The sequence below is a fragment of the Legionella hackeliae genome (genome assembly GCF_000953655.1).
GTDB lineage: Bacteria > Pseudomonadota > Gammaproteobacteria > Legionellales > Legionellaceae > Tatlockia > Tatlockia hackeliae.
Window position 1 is genome coordinate 2,551,618 of the sequence record NZ_LN681225.1, and the last position, 19,869, is coordinate 2,571,486.

Below are 19,869 nucleotides of genomic sequence, written 5' to 3' on the forward strand. Positions count from 1 at the left end.
GATATATTATAACTTTAACTAATAAAACCTTAAGATTTTATTAGTATAATTCCGAGATGTTCTGTCTCTATAGATTATAATTTCTTCAAAATGAAAGAAGAACAATTTAAACAATTTTTTACTGAATGGCGCAAAGAGGCTCCAACAGAACAAAAATATCTATTTACCGCTCTTTTAATCCTTAGTTACATCGAGAGGGTTAATAGTATTGATACTATTAAAACCGATTTAGTAGACAGTAATTCAAACCTTTTTAAAAATTTTGATACCTACAAGGGACGATCATTTGGCGTTGCATTGTACGGTAGGCTTGCAGTTCAATCCTATCTGGGAACATTAGACTCTGAAGAAGAGAGACAGGAAAGGGAATTACTCTCTACTGTAATGACGGCTTTAAGTAATCTTTATACTGCCCCAACACAAGCGACAGCTGAAAATTTTAACCTTTTAACCACGAATATGGAGTCATGGCTAGATAATTATGCAATGCGAAATCCGCAAAGAGCAAAAACATTACTTCCTTCGTTGTATATAGTACTCAAAACAGTGGCAATCGCTCTTGAGGGCCTTCCAGGCGCAGCAACATTCTTTGCAAACTGCCATAAAGTTAATATTGATAGCTGTAAAATCAAAATTCACTCTCTTCTTGTTAAAACAGAGAAGGTAAACCAGGAAATAGATCAAGTTCTTGTTCCTCCTAGTGATTCTTCAGCACCAAAAAATGTTACTGAGTATTTTAATAGAGAGTTTTTAAGTATTCTCTCCTCGACCGAGCCCTTAGAGAATAAATTGGCTGCTTTAGAACTTAAATTAGAACAAGTCAAAACTGATACGACTAATCTTCTCCAGGCAAAAAAAGCAAAACGTGATCTTGAAGAGAAGGAAACGGCTGTTAAAAAATTATTAGATGCGGCCATTGCCAATGAGCAGCAAATCACTGGTCAGAAATATTTTCTAGAATTAATTGCCTTACAAAAATCCGGATATGATTTTTTGGTAGCCTCCCCCCAAGGTAAAGAATTATTACAAAAAGCAAATTCATTAAGTAATCCCAATGAATGGGAGCAACTATACGACGCTATCCAATACGGTATAAGCTGGGCAACCAGTGCTACTACAGCTCTTTACCGATTAATGACACCTAAAAATGTACAAGAGAATATTGTCACTTTATTTGCAACCCGTGATAGCGAGTGTAAAAATTTACTTAAAATCTCAGCGAAGAATTATCTTGTCCATTTAACTGAAACCCTAAACTCTGCCACAGAAACTCTAAATATAGCCAAGGATGTTCTTGCAGCTGAACAGAATCAGCTAAAAACACTGATTTCAAGAGCATCAGAGAAAGAACTCAATGAAGTGTGTAATGTCATTGATGTCATTAAAAATGCTGTTATTGAATATCGACAGTTAGTACAGCTCGTACAAAAAAAACAACCCGAAATTAACACCGTAATTGGTTTAAATAAGAGCATTGATGCATTCATCGCTGAACATAATACCCTTTGGGTCAAACTATGTAATTTATTGGCCAGCTTATTACCCGTTTTTAAAACGGAAATGACACAAATGATCGATGAAGTTAATAAATTTAAAGTAGAACTGCATGATTTAACCGCGTTCTATCGGGAAACATTAGCTAGGCCCTGTGAATTTTTTGATAATGCTCCAGATGCTGCATCACCACTGCGAAAAATTTTAACTCAAACAATCACACTAAATTTTGACGCTAATCTGGCACCACAATTAGAGCGATTAAGTGCTCCTAGTGCCTTTGAACTAATCAAAACAACTTTTGCACCGTTTAAAAACAAAACAACCTATAGAGAAGAAATTGAGGAACAAGAAATCTCATCCCCCGTACTAGAATAAACTCATTGTTAATCAAATAGCACAATCTGTAGGCATCACGACGAGATCTCTAATGCATATTCTTTGAGGTAATCGCCAGCAAAACATAATGATTTCTGCTAATTCATCAGCTTCAATGAATGTGGGATTCCCAAGCATATCGCAGTAGGTTTCAAAACTAACGCCCATATTCGCGTGAATGTTTGTTTTAATTAGCCCAGGAGCAACGTTCATGATTCTCACATTATTTTTTGCTTCCGCCATTTGCAAACTTTCGCTAATACAGCGGACAGCGTGTTTACTGGCATGATAAGCCACAGCTGAAGGATAGGGTTTGCGATCGCCAATAGAGCTTATATTTATAATGGTGCCTGATTTTCTGGCAGACATATCGGAGAGAACAATTTTAATGCCATTTACAACACCATTTATCAACACTTCAAATTCATAATTAATTTTATCAAGGGGAAGATCTCTGAATTCTCCCACTGTAACAAGACCTGCGTTGTTAATGAGACACTCGGTTTTCCCATATTGTTGTTCCGCTTTACGAACTTCCACTTCGAACCGCTCATAATCAGTCACATCCAATTGCGCATAAAGCACCTCATGTCCTTTTAATTCAGGTAACGTTCCCATATGCCGACTGATTAATAAACAAGGATGATTCGCTTCAGCAAATTTCTTAGCCAGTGCCCGCCCAATGCCCGCACTCGCACCAGTAATCACTATAAGACCTTTTTTAGAACTCGTTTCTTTTTTCATGAATTAGTCCTTTTTTGAATCTAAATTAGGTTTTTTGCTTAACCAGAGACTCCAAAATAGCCATGCGCATAAAAACACCGTTGGTGACTTGTTGCAGAATAAATGATTGAGGACCATCTGCAACATCACTGTCAATTTCGACACCCCGATTTATAGGACCTGGATGCATAATCATTGCATTGGGCTTTGCATAATTTAGTGTATCCGTAGTTAGGGCAAAATTTTGGCGAAAGGCTTTAAAATCCATATGTTCATTGTCTTGCAACCGTTCATTTTGTACCCGTAAACAAATTACAACATCAGCATTGTTCAGTCCTTCAGCTAACGAAGTAGTCACATAGCCAAAATGAACATGTTGCGGTTGCCAAATGTCAGGGGCTACCAGTGCTAACTCTTTAATCCCTAACGTTGCACAAAGACATTGTAAGGAATTAGCGACACGCGAATGACGTATGTTGCCTACGATTGCAATCTTAAGTTCGTGTAGATTAGGTTTGTTCTCATAAATAGTCATCAGATCCAACAAAGCCTGACTTGGATGAGCATGCTGGCCATCACCCGCATTAATAATTTTAACATGGCCTTTTAGGATGTTGGCCAACGCTTGTTGCAAACCATTTTGACTATGTCGAATTACAAATAAATCAATACCCATGGCAGCCAGGGTCGTTATAGTATCTTCAATGATCTCCCCTTTCGCTTCCGAAGAAGTTTCAAGGTTTAAATTAACGACAGTCATACCCAGTTTTTTTGCTGCTAATTCAAAACTTACTCGAGTGCGAGTACTGTTTTCATAAAACAGAGTCGCCATTGTATGCTGCGGGTAATTCGGGTATGCGTGATCGTTTTTAAAAGAAATTGCACGTGCTAGTAATGCCTCAATTTCCTGGCGTGATAATTGACTGATCTCTAAAAAATGTTTCATCTTCTTTATTTGGGAAACTGTAGCCATTGCTGAAGAATAATACATGCAGCAAAGCTATCGACTTTGGATTGTTTAATTTTACGGTATCCCCCCTCAGCAAACAACTGTGCACGAGCTTCTACCGTAGAAAGTCGTTCATCAACTAAATGAACGGGTAAGGAAAATCGCTGTTGCAATTCTTGCGCAAAATTACGAGCTGCTGCAGTTGTATATTGTTCGCTGTCGTCAATGCGGGTGGGTAATCCCACAATTAAGGCTTCAGGGCGCCATTCCACAACAATTTTTTGCACAGCATCCCAATTAGGAACACCCAATTTTGCATCCAAGGTTGTCAGTGGCCGAGCAGTGGAAGTAACTTGTTGTCCAACAGCCACACCAATTCGCTTATAGCCAAAATCAAACCCCAAAAAAACACCTGCAGGCATTAAGCACTCCAACAAAATTTATTAAACGATTATGCATGACCAACAATTGAAGTTAACTGATTCATTTTGACACCAATAAGCGCTCCTGCATATTCCCAACGCTCAGAAAAGGGGACTTCATAAAGAAGTTCTGGTGCAAAGGGACATACTAACCAGGTATTATTCATCACTTCAGCTTCAAGCTGGTTTCCCCCCCAGCCAGAGTACCCTAAAGTGACCAGCGCATCTTTTGGACCTTTGTTTTCAGCAATAGCACGAATAATATCATTCGAAGTAGTGACGGTCACGTCATCGCGTAATGACAAACTTGAACGCCATCCACCAATAGGACGATGAATAACAAAACCTCGTTCAGGTTGCACTGGTCCACCGAATAACAAGGGCTTCTGAGTATGTTCGCCTTTAGCAGGCTCAATTTGCATTTGCTCAAAAACCATGCCTAGTGGATATTGCATAGGTCGATTAATAATTAGCCCTACCGTACCTTGTACGTGGTGTTCGCAAATGTAAATTACTGCATGTTCAAAATTAGGATCCGTCAACGCAGGCATGGCAATCAGCAGGTGATTAGCCAATGAAGAATTAATTTTCATGGCACACCCCCGAATCCCAATTGAATTACTATAAGTATACACTAAATAAATAAATTCACTTTGAAAGGATGGGGAATAAATTTTACTATTTTTCCATTATGTACTAAAAATTAACAAGACAGATCTTTAAAATTTTTATATAGACTATCATCGCATTACCACTTAGAGTAATTAAGTTTTAAATGAAACTTTGGCTATGAGGTTATTGTAGAGAAGTTAGTAAGGAAGTATTGATCGTGGAAACTCTTCAACTTAAAAAGAAAGATGTTTTTTTCCTGCGTGCCTTGGAATTAAATGAGTTAATTCTACTTTTACTTGTAGTGGGCTTAATTACTGTACTCATTTTTGTTTACCTATGGGATAGGCGTCAGAAACATCATGCGATTTTACGTAACTATCCTGTGCTTGGCCATTTCCGTTATTTTTTTGAGTTTCTGGGGGAATTTTTCCGCCAATATTTTTTTGCGAACGACAGAGAAGAAATGCCATTTAATCGCGCCGAACGTTCCTGGGTATATCGTGCAGCAAAAAATGTGGATACAACTATTGGTTTTGGCTCAACAAGACCTTTACATAATACGGGCACAGTTTATTTTGTTAGCGCACCATTCCCTCCCCTTGCAACGGATATGGCAACGATTCGACCATTAACTATCGGACCTTATTGTCGACAGCCTTACACCTCCAATCATATTTTTAATATTTCTGCGATGAGTTATGGCTCTATTTCAAAACCAGCTATTCAGGCATTGGCTAAAGGCGCTAAGAAGGCTGGCTGCTGGCTCAACACAGGCGAAGGCGGCGTTTCTCCTTATCATTTGGAGTCTGGTTGCGATGTGGTTGCACAAATAGGAACAGCCAAGTATGGTGTCCGGGATGCAGACGGAAATTTATCTGATCAACGCTTGAAAGAACTTGCAGCAATTGATTGCATTAAGATGTTTGAAATTAAACTTAGCCAAGGTGCCAAACCAGGCAAAGGTGGAATTCTTCCTGCTGTGAAAGTGACTGAAGAAGTTGCTCAAATTCGAGGAATATTACCCTATGTGGATTCCATTAGTCCAAACCGTCACATTGATATTAGCAGTGTTGATGAATTGTTGGATAACATAGAGCATGTGCGCGAGGTAACAGGCAAACCTGTTGGCTGCAAATTTGTGTTAGGTAGTTACGAATGGGTGCACGACTTATGTAAAACCATTCACAAGAGAGGCATCAAATTCGCTCCCGATTTTATTACCCTTGACAGTGCTGATGGTGGTACTGGCGCATCACCTCAGGGTTTAATGGATTACATGGGTATTCCAATTCAGGAATCTTTACCACGATTAGTAGATATTCTCATTCTTTATAATTTACGTGAGCGCATAAAAGTTATCGCTAGTGGTAAACTTATAACGCCTTCCAGTGTTACCTGGGCTCTTTGTGCTGGTGCTGATTTTGTAAACTCAGCTCGCGGTTTCATGTTTGCTTTAGGCTGTATACAAGCAATGCAATGTCACAAAAATACATGCCCCACAGGAATTACTACCCATAATACTCGTTTACAGCGCGGACTTGTCGTGACCGATAAAGCAGAGCGCGTATACCATTATGCTAACAACATGGCTCATGAAGTTGCCATTCTCTGTCATTCCTGCGGCGTTGAGGAGCCAAGACAATTACAACGCAAGCATGCACGAATAGTTAGAGAGGATGGTTTTTCAGTGTCTCTGGAGGAAATATTTCCTAATCAAAAACCACTACCTGAATATGAAAATATCCGCTAGTTGCTTACGTAGTGTTTGAACTAACTCAGCGGCATGTTCAGAACTATAAGTAGAGGTCGATGAATTGGGTTGCCAAATGCTATGAGGCCAATGTTTATCATTGTGAAATCGTGCCACTACATGGATATGAAGTTGCGGCACAATATTTCCTAAAGCACCAATATTTAATTTATCAGGTTTAAAACAATCATTCATAACTTGTGACAAGGCAGAAATTTCATGCATTAGTTGCGTGCGATTGTTTGGCGATAATTGATAAATTTCTTGTGCGTCTTGTTCTCGTGGAACTAAGATTGCCCAAGGGAAATGAACCTCATTTTTTAAATAAACAGATGATAATGGCCAGTCGCCTAACCAGAATGAACTCATCTTTATTCGACTATCAACTTCAAAACTCATTATGCCCTCTACAAATGGACTAATAACTCAACGTATTTTCACATAGAAAAGACAAAGCTACATTATCTAATTTTATCTCTAGGGATCTTTGGGCGGAGTAATACTATTCAATTCATGAGTGTTTTCCCTCGCGGGACTTTTATGACCAAGCTTATCTAAATAATTAAATCTGATTCGTCTTGCGTGAGAAGAACATTCGATACTAAATAAGTCATCTGCAGAAGGAAAATTTTGTCTATCCTGTACTAAAAACTCCGAAACATACTTTTTGGATTCTTCAGCGGTAATAGTTTCCATCTTTTCAGCCACAATAGCCTGGATATTATACGCCGTGCATGAACAATTTTTTCCGACGAATCGAATGAGTTTTCTTTTTTGTGGTATTTGCACTTGCACTTGGTTAACAGCTTCTATCTTCAGTTTTTTCACATATTTATTCAGCGGTGAGGAATTGATAATTTCATCTTTCAAACCAGGATTTTTTTCCCATTCTCCACCTCCAAAAGAGCAAGAAATTGCCAATGCTTCATCATTTCCAAAACGATGAATAAAGCTGTTTGCTTTATTGCCTAAATGTTTTTTTATTATTTCCTGGACTTTTTCTGACACAGAACACGGTCCGGGTTTAACCATGTAAATTTCATTTTTAAACTGCACTAGAGTCTGTCCTAATGGGTGTGGTGCAAAATACCCCATCCAGGGAAACCATGTCTCTTGACTTTGGCTATTGTGACCTGTTGATTTGTAAAATGGATAAACAATTCCGCTATTCCCTTGAACGACAGTGATATCTCTACCGGGAATATTATAAATTGTGATGCGATGTTGACTTGTCAATTTATACATAACCTATCCATAGTATGTATTGATGGATAAATTATAGCCTATTCACTCGTCCTACCCTTTCTTGAAAAAGCTTGCATATACTTAAAGTACTCTCACCCTTTTCTCTTAAAAAATGGATATTAATCAAATAAGGGCATTCATTGCTGCAGCTGATTTTCAATCCTTCACACTTGCTGCAGATTATCTTTACATTACTCAATCAGCGATTAGTAAGCGAATTGCTACATTAGAAGCTGAAATTAAAACACCATTATTTATTAGAGAACATAATCGTTTGATATTAACTGAGGCCGGAAAAATTTTTCTTCCCCATGTAATTGAAGCGTTACAAACTATTCAATCAGGGATATCTGCCGTTCGTCAGTTTCTTGATAAAGAAAAAAAACCACTAAGAATCGGGGTGGATTTTTTGATAGGAAGTTTTATGCTTCCAGATTTATTGGCCTATTTTGACAGAGAACATGCGAATTTAGATTTTTCTGTGAGCTACCTTTCTCCCTTGATGAGTTTCAGGGCTTTGCGAAACCGGGAAATAGAAATTTGTCTTAATTGTATTAGCAGCAAAATTTCCCATGAATTTGAGTTAATCCCCATATTCTCCTTGCCCTATGTCATTAAAGTTTCTCGATATCATGCGTTATATCAAGAAAAAAATTTAAACCTGCGTAAAATTTTGGAATATCCTGGGATAGTGATGCCTAAATATGCGCCCCCGCGGCAGATTTTGGAGGAATATTTATTTAGGAAAAATTTGGTATTAGAGGCTCAACATGAAGCAGAGCCTATTTTTGCTTTATTGAAGTTGGCTAAATTAGGTTTAGGTTGGTGTTTTCTTCCTAAAAACATTGTTGACAAAGACTTAGTCACTATTTACGAGCATGACGCCTTTAATGTTCATTATTTTATTATTTATCGTAAAGCACATAAACTCAGCGATGATGCTCAGCGATTTATAGCGACATTACGAGAAACACATTTTTTTTGATCGCTAGGAGAAAACAACTCTTATCTAGATGAAGTGAATGATTACTCAGTTCCGTCTTTACCAGCAACCCGAAGCAATCCAATACAATCTTTAGTTAGCCAGTATAGGTTGCTTCACTACATTCTCAATGAGGCCCGTCACGTAAATGCCTATTTTGGTATGCAATTGGTTATTATATAGCCATACTTGGTAAGTAATTACCCGTTTATAGTGTAAATTACTCAATTTTTTTTAAAAACTATTGAGACTTAGTCCTATTTTAAGCTATGGTGAGATAACCCACGTAAAGATGGGCTTCATAACAATTGTCATTTAAGGATGAATGCAATTGCTCAACTGCTTATACTGTTGACGATTGATAGCTTTAGCAAAAGGAGGATTTATGGCTACAGGCGAAGTCAAGTGGTTCAATAATGCCAAAGGATGGGGTTTTATTGTACCGGAAGGTGGTGGTGAAGACGTATTTGTACATTTCTCTGCAATTCATGGTACTGGTTATAAAACACTAGTTCCAGGACAACAAGTAAGCTATGATCTTGAAAAAGGAGAACGTGGTTTACATGCTTCTAATGTAATAGCTCTAGTCGCCGAAGAAACTAGCGCTTAAGTTTTCTTAAGAAATACAGCAGCATTTGCTGCTGTGTTAAATTTATTTAATTCTGTTTTGCTGATGCTTTATGACAAAAAATGGTCTGCTACTCATTAATCTAGGTACCCCTGATAATCCTGAGCCTTTAGCTGTAAGGCGCTATTTACGCGAATTTCTTGCCGACAAACGTGTTATTGATTTACCGGCACCACTTCGATATTTAATACTCTACCTGATTATCTTACCATTTAGGCCGAAGCAATCTGCACACGCTTATCAAGCGATTTGGACAAAGGATGGCTCTCCTTTACTGATTCACAGCCGCAATTTGCAAAGCAAATTACAACAACATCTTGGTGAACAATGGACAGTTGCTTTAGGTATGCGCTATGGGAATCCTTCCTTAGAAAGCGCTCTTAAAGAGTTAAGCAATTGTGACCATATTACGGTTTTACCCTTATACCCACAATTTTCTTCTGCCGCATCGGGTTCTTCTATTGAAAAAGTTCTACAATTATTGAGTCCTAATAAAGTTTTCCCATCATTAACAATCATTCGAGATTTCTACAAACATCCTGCATTCATTAAATCACAAGCAGCCCTTATTCAACCTCACCTGGAAACTCATGATTTTATTTTATTCAGCTATCATGGGATACCCGAGCGTCACCTCACACAAGGCCATTGCAAGTCTGTTTGTGATACTCCCTGTCCAAAAATCAATGAAACTAACCGAACCTGCTACAAAGCACAATGCTATGCAACCAGTTATGAGTTAGCTAAACAGTTGGGATTAAGCAATGAACGATACACCACAGCATTTCAATCGCGGTTAGGGAAAACACCATGGATACAACCCTATACCGATAATATACTGCCTGAATTAGCCCAAAAGGGCATAAAGCGTCTTGCTGTCGCATGCCCTTCTTTTGTCGCCGATTGTCTTGAAACTCTTGAAGAAATTGGAATTCGTGCGAAAGAGCAATGGCAAGAGTTAGGCGGAGAGCATTTCACAGTAATTCCTTGTATTAATGACAGTGATCTTTGGGTTGCTTCTCTGTCAGAATGGTTAAGTAATTGATTTTGAAAATAGTTGCAAAAGCCTTTTTTTATGCTATAGAGTTACATAATCACTATCGATCTCTTCAATTCGAGGTTATCTATGCACTACAGACAATTTGCAGAGCGTCTTAACAAAGAACTTGATACTATTGGCGTTCCACCCCGCAGTGAAGAGAGGATAGAAGCTTTCGCCAAACTGGTAAAAATTCCCAAATTTAAGGCAGAGGCGTTCTTAAATGGAGTCGTTATTCCTGATCAAAAGCTTTTAAATAGTATCGCAGAGGAATTAGAGGTCAATGCAGAATGGCTAATTGGCAAAAGTGACCAGAAACAGAAGAAAACCCGCGCGTAACAAAAGAACTCAATCCCAATCGTCAAGATCGTCATCAGGTAACTGAAGATTGCGCAAATCCTCAAATAATGCAATATGAAAAATAGCATCACCCTCGTTCACTAAAGGAATATTTGTTTTACCAATAATAACTCCAGCACAGGGGCTTTTGACTTTAATCTCATTATCCCCCAATGGATCAACAATCGTGCAAAGCAACTCTCCCTTGGATACCTTCTCACCAAGAGATTTACAATTGATCAAAACACCACTCTCTGAGGCTCTGACCCAAAATGTTGATTCCGCAATTGTAGAAATTTCATCCTTCCTCTTCCTTCGTTTTCTCATTTTACTTTGTGAAGGAGAAAACATTTGGAGAAAGGTCATTACATTTAATACCCCTCTGACACCTATTCTAATCGCTAACTCATCAAAACGTAGCGCCTCTCCTCCTTCATAGATAATCATGGGAATATCCATATTATCGGTAGCCTCTCGTAGAGATCCATCGCGCATATTCGCAGCAACCATAATAGGAGCACCAAACGCTTCCGCCAAGACAGCAGATTGCTCGCATTGGTGACTAAAACGCGTTTGTGGGTAATTGGAACGATGGATGGCTCCTGTATGCAAATCTATACCATGCGTAGAGTGTTCAACAATCTCAGTCATTATCAGATTAGCAAGTTTCGAGGCCATTGAACCTTTCTCTCGTCCAGGGAATTGACGATTTAAATCACGTCTATCGGGTAAATAACGTGAATGAAGAAAGAAACCGTAAACATTTACGATAGGAATAGTAATCAATGTACCGCGCAAACGTTTAAGTTGTGGCGCATGATGAACGCGTCGAATAATCTCAACGCCATTGATTTCGTCACCATGGATAGCCGCGGTCACAAACAACACAGGACCTTCTTTTTTCCCGTGAAAGACATACACGGGAATTTCAATTGGAGTTGACGTGTATAACATCGCCAGTGAGAGTTTAACGCATCGTGATTGTCCTGCCTTGATGGTTTCATTGGCAATGACGATAGACGCTCTTTTTTTCATCCTTGGAACCTTTGATTGATGCTCTTAGGCTTCGCATTTTTCTCAATATACTGAATAATTTTGCCAGCGATATTGACGTGCGTCGCCTTTTCAATCCCCTCCAGCCCCGGAGATGAATTTATTTCCAGGACCAAAGGCCCATGATTTGAACGAATTAAATCAACACCCGCTACTTTTAATCCCATTGTCTTGGCTGCAGCAACAGCAATAGCACGTTCTTGAGGCGAAAGTTTTATTTTTAATGCTTTGCCACCCTGGTGAACATTTGCGCGAAACTCCCCTTCTTTGGCTTGGCGCTTTATCGCTGCCACAACTTTATCGCCTATAACAAAACAACGAATATCAGTCCCTCTGGACTCCACAATAAATTCCTGAATAAGGATATTAGTCGACATTTCCTTAAAGGCATTAATGATACTTACGGCTGATTGATGACTATCAGCAAGGATAACCCCTTTGCCTTGTGTTCCTTCTAATAGTTTAATGACTACTGGGGCTCCACCAACCATATCAATCAAATCATCGGTATCATCTGGAGATAGCGCAAAGGTTGTACGAGGCATTGGAATACCCTTTCGGGCTAAAAGTTGCAATGCTCGAAATTTGTCTCGCGAACGTGAAATAGCAATCGATTCATTCAAAGTATACATTCCCATGGTTTCCATATGCCGTAATAAGGCAGTGCCATAAAACGTGAGTGAAGCTCCTATCCTAGGTATAACCGCATCATATTTTGGCAAAGCCTCGCCTCCACGATAGTGAACCTGAGGATTTGAAGTGGCGACATTCATGTAGCAATAAAGGGGATTAATTATACTGATCTCATGACCTGCCTCCTCGCCAGCTTCCTTTAGTCGCCGGTGTGAATAAAGCTGAGGATTAGTAGATAAAATCGCAATTTTCATGGATCAAAACTTCCTTAAATTATTATTTTTTGTGGTGATAAGAAAAGCCTAGCTCAAATTTTGAACCTTGGCATGTAAACCCAAGAGTTTTTTATACTTTTTTCTCAATATGGGTTGTTATACCCGAACAGTGTTTCGGGTATAACCTATTCAATTAAAATTTAATAACGAGTTATGACACTAATAGTTGATAATCTTTTGCTAAAAGATTGGCTTGATGAGGAGTGGTAAAGAACGCGTTAAGCTCACCCTGGGGATTAAATAACATCACTGCCCCGCTATGTTGTACATCATAATTATTAGGATCATTAGAATTTGGTATTGCTATTTTGGCATAGGCCACACCCATCTCATGCGTCATTTGTTTAACAATTTCATCCGTTCCCCTGGCACCATAAAAATGGGGATTAAAGGCTTTTACATAATGGTCCAGCTTCTCCAAATTATCTCTTTCTGGATCAATAGAGATCATAACCACCCTGGGCAAGGGTTGAATGCCTTCCTCTTCAAGAGTTCGGTACATCTTAGCCAACTCTGACATAGTCGTTGGGCACAAATAGCCGCAATTGGTAAAACCAAAAAAGACCATTGTCCATTGACCCTTTAAGCTTTGATTATTAAACGGTTGGTTATCAATTCCAGTTAATGCAAATTGATTAATCTCTCGCGGTGTTTCAAGGAAAGTGCCATTAAATTGTTCCGGATCAATTTTCTTTCCTGCGTTTACATGCTGGGCAACTAATACACCACCTAGAATAGCGACCAAGGCAAGCGCAATCACCCCTATCAAGGTCTTAGGATTAATATTGGCAGACATCTTATCCCCTTAGATATAATGATCAATTAATAAAAAAACAAACAACATCATTAAATAAACAATTGAAAAGCGAAAGGTACGCATAGCTATAACCGGTTTTTCGCTACGGAATAAAACAATAGACCAATACAAAAACCGCAGACCTAATAAAACAGCACCCGTGAGGTATAACCAACCACTCATGCCTACTATAAAGGGCAATATGCTAACAACCAGTAATAAAATAGTATACAAAAGGACGTTTAATTTAGTAAATGCAACACCATGAGTCACAGGGAGCATAGGGATTTCTGCATTTTTATACTCTTCAAAACGATAAATTGCCAGGGCCCAAAAGTGTGGGGGCGTCCAGGTAAAAATAATTAAAACTAATAGCAAGGCCTGAGGATCTAAATGATTAGTAACCGCTGTCCATCCTAATAAGGGGGGAGCAGCCCCAGCCAAGCCACCAATGACAATATTTTGTGGTGTTGCTCGTTTTAAATAACCCGTATAGATACCAGCATAACCAATTAGTGTAATAAACGTCAGTATTGCTGTCAGACTATTAACAAATAGGGCTAAAATCACAAGTCCGAACATACCTAGCAAAAAGGCAAAATACATCGCTTGTTTAACCGAGACACGACCTTGAGCAACTGGTCTTTTGCTTGTACGAGTCATAATTGAATCAATTCGCTTATCCACCAAATGGTTAATCGCTGCAGCACTACCTGCACAACAAGCTATCCCCAAAAGTGAGGTTAGCAGGGTAGACAAAGATACCCAGCCTGGAGAAGCTAAATACATTCCTACAATGACAGTAAGGAGCATTAGTGCGACCACGCGTGGCTTACAAAGCTCTATATAATCACGCCAATTTACACTTAATCCAGGATTCACTTTAGCTCGCATTGGCCAATCTCCCCTCCGTCAGATAAAGCATCACCAGCATCGTTGCCAGTAAAATGGCAGCAACACCATTGTGCGCTACAGCAACCCATAAAGGCAGCAAATAAACGACGTTGACAATACCAAGGGTAAATTGCACGATTATCAGCAAAATGGCGAATACCGCACAGAGACGAAGACTTTTTTCTGAGGTTTTTGTCAGACAAAGCAATGACAATACAAGGACATAAAGCGCTGTAATTATCGCCCCTAATCGGTGAGTATATTGAATTGTCATTCTGACATCATTATCAAGAAGACCACCCTGATAATTTTCACCCACTTGAGAAAACAAATTAAACCCTTCAGCAAAATGTAGTGTAGGGAACCATTGACCATTGCATTGTGGGAAACCAATACAAGCAATCCCGGCATAATTTGAGCTAACCCAGCCCCCTAGGGCGATTTGCAGAAACACGATAACAGCGCCAAGCCCCACCCAAAAATGCCATTGGGGTAACTTGGCTGGAACCACGGGGCTTAGTTGCAGGCGAAAGCGACTTAAACAAGAAAAAATAGCTATTCCACCAAGCAAATGCCCCATGACAACGACTGGTAATAATTTTAATGTCACAGTCCACATGCCTAAAGCAGCCTGAAATAAAACCAAAATCACCAGAATTAAAGGCAATTGCCAAGGTAATTTTGCCCCTTGAATACGTCTTAACAGCACCGCAGTGCCTATGAAAAAAATCAAAATCCCCAAAGTCCCTGCTGCATAACGATGCGCCATCTCAGTCCAGGCTTTTCTGGATTCTATAGGCATTTGTGGGTACTGATTTTGTGCCGACTCAAGGGCTGGTTGGCTATTTGGCAAAACTATATGGCCATAGCATCCTGGCCAATCAGGACAACCTAATCCAGCATCGGTTAAACGGGTATAAGCCCCCAACATGACGACAAATAATGCCAAAATTACAGCAATAGTCGCTGCCCTACGTATCAATTTAAATTGTTTTTGCTCAGCCATTCTTTTTATCCACACTTAATAAGTGTTTAATGTCATGAAATATTGCATCAGGTTTCGCATCCTGAGCATAGGTCAGGATGAGATAATCATCAGGATTAGCAATAAACACCTGGGATTTTGCATTTAGAATTTTGAACTGACTATGCTCTTCCTGAGACAAACGACGAACTTGAATATCCTCCTCCTTGAATAAATGAAGCAAAGAAGCAGGTAATTCTACAGTTTCATCGGTAATTAGCCACTGATCTACTTCATACAAATGTCGTCCCAGAGCGAGGCGAATTCGCGCCAGCTTATCAAGTTGCTCAAGACAGTTCTTATCACAAGCTCCTGGATTCCAAAGTATAAGACGCCACTTCTCTTTGTCATTAATTTTGACAAATCGAATAGAGGGGTTTAGGAGCACTCCTCGATTGGTTGTTGCGGCTCCAAGCCACTGTGGATGCGTAAAAAAAAGATAAGCAACCAGGCCCGGTGCTGCAAATACCATCATCAATACTATTAAAACAAGTGATTTACGTGTTGCCATTGTGATTCAATTTCTTAAAATTTAGTGAAATAAATAAAATCAAGATTACCAAAGCCATAGAAAACCATTGCAATGCATAGCCATAATGGCGCGCAGGTGGCATTGCAACGATAGCCCACTCTCGCACATAACCATGATGTTCAGTTTTGTCCAGGCGAATGATAAACGGATAGACCGGTTTATGCAAAAATTGGCTGATTAATTCAGTATCAACCCGCTCTACCAAGGTTACCTTCTCCTTTTTTTCAAGAGCAGGTCCTAAAACCCAGCTCTTCTCTGAAGGATAATAAACACTCCCCATCATTTCCAAAACCTCATTGGGTATTTTGGGAGTGGGAAATTGTTGTCTCGATAGTTCTCCCGCAATCCAACCTCTATCAATCAACACTACTTTCCCAGATGGTAATAATAATGGGCTAAGTACATCATAGCCAAACTGATGTTGATAATGCTGATTATCCAATAGGATTGTTTCTTTTAAAAACTGTCCCTTTACTTTAATGCGTTGATATTGTTTGGGTAATGTTAAATCAGAATCCCAGGAAATTATGGACTTTGTGGCAAATTCAGCGTCTGTCGCAAGTATCTGTTTTTTTTCCTCAGCACGATGCAATTGCCATAACCCCAGACGGATAAAAAGCAATATCACAATACAAGCTAATACAGTCATTTTCCAGTTAGGCGTGAAACGCCGATTAAAACAGGTTAAACTCAGCATTTTTATCTTCTATCAATAATGACGTTCAGTTGAACTCAAAAACGTGGAGTATAACAAATGTTCACTAAAGCTATCATCCTTATTGTGATGCTAATTATTTTAGGTGCTTTGGGAAGCAGCCTAATCTTCTTGGTCAAGGATGAGGGCAAAACCAAACGTACAGTTAAAGCATTAACATGGCGTATTGGATTATCATTGATTTTATTCTTATTTTTATTTTTAGCATTTAGCATGGGTTGGATTCAGCCGCATTCTCTTTAAACGAAAAACACATCAACAAGACAGGGACCGTTATGTATACCTTATATTCATTTAAAACACCCAACGGCATTAAACCTACAATTATGCTTGAGGAAATAGGCGCACCTTATGAAATAAAATTAATTAACATTCAAGAAGGCGAACAATTTGCACCTGAATTTTTGCGTTTTTCTCCTAATAATAAGATTCCCGCTATTTATGACTCTGAAGAAGATTTTTATTTATTTGAAAGTGTTGCCATCCTTCAGTATCTTGCTGAGAAGCACCAACAATTTTTACCCCAGGAACTTAAGCATAAATTTAACGTGATGAAATGGTCCTTTTTCCAGGCAGCACATGTGGGACCCATGTTTGGACAATATGGTCACTTTCATCGCTATGCAACAGAACAAGTGCCTTATGCTCAAAAACGCTATTTCGAGGAAGTACAGCGTCTAATGGCGGTCATGGATAAAGAGTTAGTACAACATGAATACATCAGCAGTAATGACTATACTATTGCGGACATGGCAATTTGGCCTTGGATATATTGCTATGAAAATTTCTATCAAACTCCTCTTGATGAGCACAAATTTCCGCATCTAGTGGAATGGTATCAACATCTCAGTAAACGCCCTCAAATTAAAGCAGCGCTTGCAGCTTATGAGTAATAAACACAACTGGGTGTCATTGTTGACATCCAGTTTATTGAATAATATCACTTCGTGATGTTAACGAATGATTAAATATTTATTCAACTCCATTGATAATAAATTATTTTTTCATGAAAAATCTTGACAGCGTTAAATTATACTCTCTACACTACTTCAGCTGATAGGCTCCATTAATTCAAAATTAATGGTTATACGATTTTATTTAACGAAGGAACTGTTATGAGCAAAATCAAATTAACCGGTGCAGCGTTAGCTGTTGGCGCAGCAGCAATGTTTTCTATGGCTCCAGTATTCGCTTCTTCTGCAACTACTGCTTCTGATGCACAAATTCAATGTAAAGGCGTCAATTCTTGTAAAGGCCAAAGCGCTTGCAAGACTGCTACTAATTCTTGCAAAGGCGAGAACTCTTGCAAAGGTCAAGGTATTACTATGATGACCAAAGATGAGTGTGAAAAAGCAGGTGGTACTGTTGTTGATTCATCAAATAACTCTGATGACAAGTCCTCTCATTAATACTGATCGTAAGCCAGGGGTAGGCTCAGACCTCCCTGGTTTATCTCATAACTTTTTACTTTATGCGTTCCAATATACAACGAAAGCTGCCCTACCTTGGTTTTGGTCTTGGATTAAGACCTGAACACTATGAAGAAATTTTGCAGCATCCTCCTGCAATTGATTGGTTTGAAATCATAACAGAGAATTATTTGATTCCTGGAGGCAAGCCACTCTATTTTTTGGATAAAATTCGCCAAAGTTACCCTCTTGTTATGCATGGTGTCTCTTTATCAATTGGAAGTTCTGACACACTTGACTGGGATTATCTAAAACAATTAAAAGAATTAGCGACTCGCATTGAACCGAAATGGATTTCAGATCACTTATGTTGGACAGGAGTTCAAGGTTTAAATTTGCACGATCTGCTCCCTATTCCCTATACACTGGATGCTATTGGATATATTGTTTCACGCATTCAGCAAGTCCAGGATTATCTGGGCCGTCAAATACTCATTGAAAATGTATCAAGCTATCTTAGTTATAAAGACTCCGAAATGACGGAGTGGGAATTTGTTTCCGAAATCGCTCAACGTGCCGATTGTTATCTTTTATGTGATGTTAACAATATTTATGTTAGCTCCATTAATCATGAATTTAATGCCTTGGATTATTTAAATCATCTTCCTACTGACCGGATTGTCCAAATTCATCTTGCAGGACATTCTAATTTTGGGGACTATATTATAGATACACATGATGCCCCTGTTATTCAACCCGTTTGGGAACTCTATGCTCAAGCTATCAAACGATTTGGTCCAGTATCCACAATGATAGAACGAGATGACAATATTCCACCGTTAGCAGAGCTTGTACTTGAATTAGAAAATGCTAGAAAAATAGCAGCATCAATTGTCGAGTTAACAATATGAATACTTTATTCAGCCTGCAGGAAATGTTTCAAAATTATTTGCTTTCTGATTCTAAAATTATCGAACAGCATATTGTCAATTCAGAGAAAATATCTGCTGCAAAACGTCTTGATATTTACCGGGATGCTTATCGCATTCGGCTTATAGAGTGTCTTGCAAGCAATTACCCAACACTAAAAACTTATATTGGCTTTAAAGTATTTCAAACAATAGGGAATGCTTATCTTGAAAAAAATCCCTCATCTTATCGTTCTATTCGTTGGTTTGGTGATAATTTTAGTTCTTTTTTAAAGGAGCTGGCTGAGGATTGTTTGGCTGAATTAGCTCAATTTGAATGGTGTCTGAGTGTAGCATTCGATGCTGCAGATGCAAAAATTGTCACCATGGAAGAAATGACTCGGGTTTCTCCTTCTTCGTGGGCCAACATGCGTTTCCTTCCTCATCCATCCTTGCAACAAGAATGTTTTTATTGGAACATAGTTCCTATATGGCAAGCCATTGCTAATCAACAAACACCCCCAGAACCAAACAAAAAGTTGCAACCAGTATCCTGGGTAATATGGCGCAGCAATTACATGAGTCGCTTTTATTCTTTAGCTGCTGACGAGAGTTGGGCGCTTAACGCAATGATTCAGGGAGCAAATTTTGGGGAAATCTGCGCTGGGTTATGCGAATGGCATGATGAGGAACAAGTTGGGATGCAAGCCGCTTCCCTGTTAAAAGGTTGGATACAATCAGAGTTGTTATCGGAAATTAAACTTGACCAGGAGTCGTCATGAAACAAAAAGAATTACTCGTTGCCTCTGCCATTACTGCTTTCTTAACATTAGCGGCCACCAATGCTGTAATGGCCAGTCAACAATCCTCAACACAAGCTACTGAAAAATGCTATGGCATAGTCAAAGCAGGCATGAATGATTGTGCAACGGCCACGGCCTCCTGTGCAGGCTCATCCAGCAAAGACAATCAAGCCGATGCTTTTATTTTTCTTCCTAAAGGAATATGTGAGAGACTTGTTGGCGGTCAGCTAACAGCTCAAGACAAACCAAAATCTTCCAATTAAATG

25 protein-coding genes are annotated in these 19,869 nt (G+C 39.0%); 12 read left to right on the top strand and 13 right to left on the bottom strand.

From position 1 onward, the window contains the following. Positions 1-90 precede the first annotated feature (90 nt). On the top strand, positions 91-1,872 hold the full coding sequence (locus tag LHA_RS11240; RefSeq protein ID WP_045106629.1) for a hypothetical protein: 1,782 nt from the start codon (positions 91-93) through the stop codon (positions 1,870-1,872). A gap of 12 nt (positions 1,873-1,884) precedes the next feature. Here the strand turns inward: LHA_RS11240 and LHA_RS11245 are convergent, their stop codons facing one another. The 4 genes from LHA_RS11245 to LHA_RS11260 are packed head-to-tail and all read right to left on the bottom strand — an operon-like array spanning position 1,885 to position 4,559. Then, a complete protein-coding gene (locus tag LHA_RS11245; RefSeq protein WP_045106630.1) occupies positions 1,885-2,616 on the bottom strand; it encodes an SDR family oxidoreductase in 732 nt (243 codons plus the stop codon). Between the two features lie 25 nt (positions 2,617-2,641). After that, positions 2,642-3,541, bottom strand: coding sequence for an aspartate carbamoyltransferase catalytic subunit (locus tag LHA_RS11250; protein ID WP_045106631.1), 900 nt, complete (start codon positions 3,539-3,541; stop codon positions 2,642-2,644). A gap of 5 nt (positions 3,542-3,546) precedes the next feature. Beyond that, positions 3,547-3,966 carry a Holliday junction resolvase RuvX gene (gene ruvX / locus LHA_RS11255; protein ID WP_045106632.1) on the bottom strand — a complete coding sequence of 140 codons (420 nt, stop codon included), beginning with the start codon at positions 3,964-3,966 and terminating at the stop codon, positions 3,547-3,549. Between the two features lie 29 nt (positions 3,967-3,995). After that, entirely contained in the window at positions 3,996-4,559 is a 564-nt protein-coding gene (locus LHA_RS11260; protein ID WP_045106633.1) for a YqgE/AlgH family protein, read from the bottom strand. Positions 4,560-4,795: 236 nt separating this feature from the next. On the opposite strand from LHA_RS11260, the gene LHA_RS11265 reads away from it, so the two are divergent. Next, positions 4,796-6,328 carry an FMN-binding glutamate synthase family protein gene (locus LHA_RS11265; RefSeq protein WP_197541142.1) on the top strand — a complete coding sequence of 511 codons (1,533 nt, stop codon included), beginning with the start codon at positions 4,796-4,798 and terminating at the stop codon, positions 6,326-6,328. On the opposite strand, the gene LHA_RS11270 is transcribed toward LHA_RS11265, so the two are convergent. Next, a complete protein-coding gene (locus LHA_RS11270; protein WP_045106634.1) occupies positions 6,302-6,727 on the bottom strand; it encodes an HIT family protein in 426 nt (141 codons plus the stop codon). The two genes, LHA_RS11265 and LHA_RS11270, sit on opposite strands and share 27 nt — an antisense overlap. Before the next feature lie 78 nt (positions 6,728-6,805). Continuing rightward, entirely contained in the window at positions 6,806-7,573 is a 768-nt protein-coding gene (locus tag LHA_RS11275; RefSeq protein WP_045106635.1) for a hypothetical protein, read from the bottom strand. 112 nt (positions 7,574-7,685) lie between these two features. Here LHA_RS11275 and LHA_RS11280 point away from each other — a divergent pair, with 112 nt between their 5' ends. From LHA_RS11280 to LHA_RS11295, 4 genes are all read left to right on the top strand, one after another. Next, positions 7,686-8,558, top strand: a complete 873-nt coding sequence (locus tag LHA_RS11280; protein ID WP_045106636.1) for a LysR family transcriptional regulator — start codon at positions 7,686-7,688, stop codon at positions 8,556-8,558. A gap of 382 nt (positions 8,559-8,940) precedes the next feature. Beyond that, a complete protein-coding gene (locus LHA_RS11285; RefSeq protein WP_045106637.1) occupies positions 8,941-9,165 on the top strand; it encodes a cold-shock protein in 225 nt (74 codons plus the stop codon). A 70-nt stretch (positions 9,166-9,235) separates the two neighbouring features. Further along, positions 9,236-10,228: a ferrochelatase gene (gene hemH / locus LHA_RS11290; protein ID WP_045106638.1), complete on the top strand. Its 993-nt coding sequence runs from the start codon at positions 9,236-9,238 to the stop codon at positions 10,226-10,228. A gap of 81 nt (positions 10,229-10,309) precedes the next feature. Continuing rightward, positions 10,310-10,561, top strand: coding sequence for a hypothetical protein (locus LHA_RS11295; protein ID WP_045106639.1), 252 nt, complete (start codon positions 10,310-10,312; stop codon positions 10,559-10,561). Between the two features lie 9 nt (positions 10,562-10,570). On the opposite strand, the gene LHA_RS11300 is transcribed toward LHA_RS11295, so the two are convergent. From LHA_RS11300 to LHA_RS11330, 7 genes are all read right to left on the bottom strand, one after another. Next, positions 10,571-11,596, bottom strand: a complete 1,026-nt coding sequence (locus tag LHA_RS11300; protein ID WP_045106640.1) for a succinylglutamate desuccinylase/aspartoacylase family protein — start codon at positions 11,594-11,596, stop codon at positions 10,571-10,573. Continuing rightward, entirely contained in the window at positions 11,593-12,501 is a 909-nt protein-coding gene (gene rimK / locus LHA_RS11305; protein WP_045106641.1) for a 30S ribosomal protein S6--L-glutamate ligase, read from the bottom strand. Before rimK ends, LHA_RS11300 begins: the two co-directional genes overlap by 4 nt. Before the next feature lie 172 nt (positions 12,502-12,673). After that, positions 12,674-13,318: an SCO family protein gene (locus tag LHA_RS11310; RefSeq protein ID WP_045106642.1), complete on the bottom strand. Its 645-nt coding sequence runs from the start codon at positions 13,316-13,318 to the stop codon at positions 12,674-12,676. Between the two features lie 9 nt (positions 13,319-13,327). Then, a complete protein-coding gene (cyoE, locus tag LHA_RS11315) occupies positions 13,328-14,212 on the bottom strand; it encodes a heme o synthase (protein ID WP_045106643.1) in 885 nt (294 codons plus the stop codon). Continuing rightward, positions 14,202-15,218, bottom strand: a complete 1,017-nt coding sequence (locus tag LHA_RS11320; protein ID WP_045106644.1) for a COX15/CtaA family protein — start codon at positions 15,216-15,218, stop codon at positions 14,202-14,204. Before LHA_RS11320 ends, cyoE begins: the two co-directional genes overlap by 11 nt. Beyond that, complete coding sequence (locus LHA_RS11325; protein WP_045106645.1) at positions 15,211-15,747, bottom strand: hypothetical protein; 537 nt, start codon at positions 15,745-15,747, stop codon at positions 15,211-15,213. The genes LHA_RS11320 and LHA_RS11325 overlap by 8 nt, the downstream gene beginning before the upstream one ends. Continuing rightward, the gene (locus LHA_RS11330; protein ID WP_045106646.1) at positions 15,734-16,465 is read right to left on the bottom strand and encodes an SURF1 family protein; all 732 of its coding nucleotides are present in this window, start codon (positions 16,463-16,465) and stop codon (positions 15,734-15,736) included. The genes LHA_RS11325 and LHA_RS11330 overlap by 14 nt, the downstream gene beginning before the upstream one ends. Positions 16,466-16,522: 57 nt before the next feature. Here LHA_RS11330 and LHA_RS11335 point away from each other — a divergent pair, with 57 nt between their 5' ends. From LHA_RS11335 to LHA_RS11360, 6 genes are all read left to right on the top strand, one after another. Further along, positions 16,523-16,726 (top strand): twin transmembrane helix small protein, encoded by a 204-nt coding sequence (locus LHA_RS11335; RefSeq protein WP_045106647.1) that lies wholly within the window; start codon positions 16,523-16,525, stop codon positions 16,724-16,726. Between the two features lie 32 nt (positions 16,727-16,758). After that, positions 16,759-17,376 carry a glutathione binding-like protein gene (locus LHA_RS11340; RefSeq protein ID WP_045106648.1) on the top strand — a complete coding sequence of 206 codons (618 nt, stop codon included), beginning with the start codon at positions 16,759-16,761 and terminating at the stop codon, positions 17,374-17,376. Positions 17,377-17,598: 222 nt separating this feature from the next. After that, a complete protein-coding gene (gene bufA2 / locus LHA_RS11345; RefSeq protein WP_045106649.1) occupies positions 17,599-17,892 on the top strand; it encodes a BufA2 family periplasmic bufferin-type metallophore in 294 nt (97 codons plus the stop codon). A 62-nt stretch (positions 17,893-17,954) separates the two neighbouring features. Continuing rightward, positions 17,955-18,803 carry an MNIO family bufferin maturase gene (gene bufB, locus LHA_RS11350; RefSeq protein WP_045106650.1) on the top strand — a complete coding sequence of 283 codons (849 nt, stop codon included), beginning with the start codon at positions 17,955-17,957 and terminating at the stop codon, positions 18,801-18,803. Further along, complete coding sequence (locus tag LHA_RS11355) at positions 18,800-19,582, top strand: HvfC/BufC N-terminal domain-containing protein (RefSeq protein WP_045106651.1); 783 nt, start codon at positions 18,800-18,802, stop codon at positions 19,580-19,582. Before bufB ends, LHA_RS11355 begins: the two co-directional genes overlap by 4 nt. Continuing rightward, entirely contained in the window at positions 19,579-19,866 is a 288-nt protein-coding gene (locus tag LHA_RS11360; RefSeq protein WP_045106652.1) for a BufA1 family periplasmic bufferin-type metallophore, read from the top strand. The genes LHA_RS11355 and LHA_RS11360 overlap by 4 nt, the downstream gene beginning before the upstream one ends. The last annotated feature ends 3 nt before the right edge of the window (positions 19,867-19,869 follow it).

Excerpts from the sequence above, each read along its gene's own strand:
- LHA_RS11310 (WP_045106642.1), bottom strand. The coding sequence starts at position 13,318 with ATGTCTGCCAATATTAATCCTAAGACCTTGATAGGGGTGATTGCGCTT.
- cyoE (WP_045106643.1), bottom strand. The coding sequence starts at position 14,212 with ATGCGAGCTAAAGTGAATCCTGGATTAAGTGTAAATTGGCGTGATTAT.
- ruvX (WP_045106632.1), bottom strand. The coding sequence starts at position 3,966 with ATGCCTGCAGGTGTTTTTTTGGGGTTTGATTTTGGCTATAAGCGAATT.
- LHA_RS11325 (WP_045106645.1), bottom strand. The coding sequence starts at position 15,747 with ATGGCAACACGTAAATCACTTGTTTTAATAGTATTGATGATGGTATTT.
- LHA_RS11270 (WP_045106634.1), bottom strand. The coding sequence starts at position 6,727 with ATGAGTTTTGAAGTTGATAGTCGAATAAAGATGAGTTCATTCTGGTTA.
- LHA_RS11280 (WP_045106636.1), top strand. The coding sequence starts at position 7,686 with ATGGATATTAATCAAATAAGGGCATTCATTGCTGCAGCTGATTTTCAA.
- rimK (WP_045106641.1), bottom strand. The coding sequence starts at position 12,501 with ATGAAAATTGCGATTTTATCTACTAATCCTCAGCTTTATTCACACCGG.
- LHA_RS11245 (WP_045106630.1), bottom strand. The coding sequence starts at position 2,616 with ATGAAAAAAGAAACGAGTTCTAAAAAAGGTCTTATAGTGATTACTGGT.
- LHA_RS11330 (WP_045106646.1), bottom strand. The coding sequence starts at position 16,465 with ATGCTGAGTTTAACCTGTTTTAATCGGCGTTTCACGCCTAACTGGAAA.
- bufA2 (WP_045106649.1), top strand. The coding sequence starts at position 17,599 with ATGAGCAAAATCAAATTAACCGGTGCAGCGTTAGCTGTTGGCGCAGCA.
- LHA_RS11275 (WP_045106635.1), bottom strand. The coding sequence starts at position 7,573 with ATGTATAAATTGACAAGTCAACATCGCATCACAATTTATAATATTCCC.
- LHA_RS11260 (WP_045106633.1), bottom strand. The coding sequence starts at position 4,559 with ATGAAAATTAATTCTTCATTGGCTAATCACCTGCTGATTGCCATGCCT.
- LHA_RS11295 (WP_045106639.1), top strand. The coding sequence starts at position 10,310 with ATGCACTACAGACAATTTGCAGAGCGTCTTAACAAAGAACTTGATACT.
- LHA_RS11320 (WP_045106644.1), bottom strand. The coding sequence starts at position 15,218 with ATGGCTGAGCAAAAACAATTTAAATTGATACGTAGGGCAGCGACTATT.
- LHA_RS11285 (WP_045106637.1), top strand. The coding sequence starts at position 8,941 with ATGGCTACAGGCGAAGTCAAGTGGTTCAATAATGCCAAAGGATGGGGT.
- LHA_RS11250 (WP_045106631.1), bottom strand. The coding sequence starts at position 3,541 with ATGAAACATTTTTTAGAGATCAGTCAATTATCACGCCAGGAAATTGAG.
- LHA_RS11300 (WP_045106640.1), bottom strand. The coding sequence starts at position 11,596 with ATGAAAAAAAGAGCGTCTATCGTCATTGCCAATGAAACCATCAAGGCA.
- hemH (WP_045106638.1), top strand. The coding sequence starts at position 9,236 with ATGACAAAAAATGGTCTGCTACTCATTAATCTAGGTACCCCTGATAAT.
- LHA_RS11340 (WP_045106648.1), top strand. The coding sequence starts at position 16,759 with ATGTATACCTTATATTCATTTAAAACACCCAACGGCATTAAACCTACA.
- LHA_RS11360 (WP_045106652.1), top strand. The coding sequence starts at position 19,579 with ATGAAACAAAAAGAATTACTCGTTGCCTCTGCCATTACTGCTTTCTTA.
- LHA_RS11240 (WP_045106629.1), top strand. The coding sequence starts at position 91 with ATGAAAGAAGAACAATTTAAACAATTTTTTACTGAATGGCGCAAAGAG.
- bufB (WP_045106650.1), top strand. The coding sequence starts at position 17,955 with ATGCGTTCCAATATACAACGAAAGCTGCCCTACCTTGGTTTTGGTCTT.
- LHA_RS11355 (WP_045106651.1), top strand. The coding sequence starts at position 18,800 with ATGAATACTTTATTCAGCCTGCAGGAAATGTTTCAAAATTATTTGCTT.
- LHA_RS11335 (WP_045106647.1), top strand. The coding sequence starts at position 16,523 with ATGTTCACTAAAGCTATCATCCTTATTGTGATGCTAATTATTTTAGGT.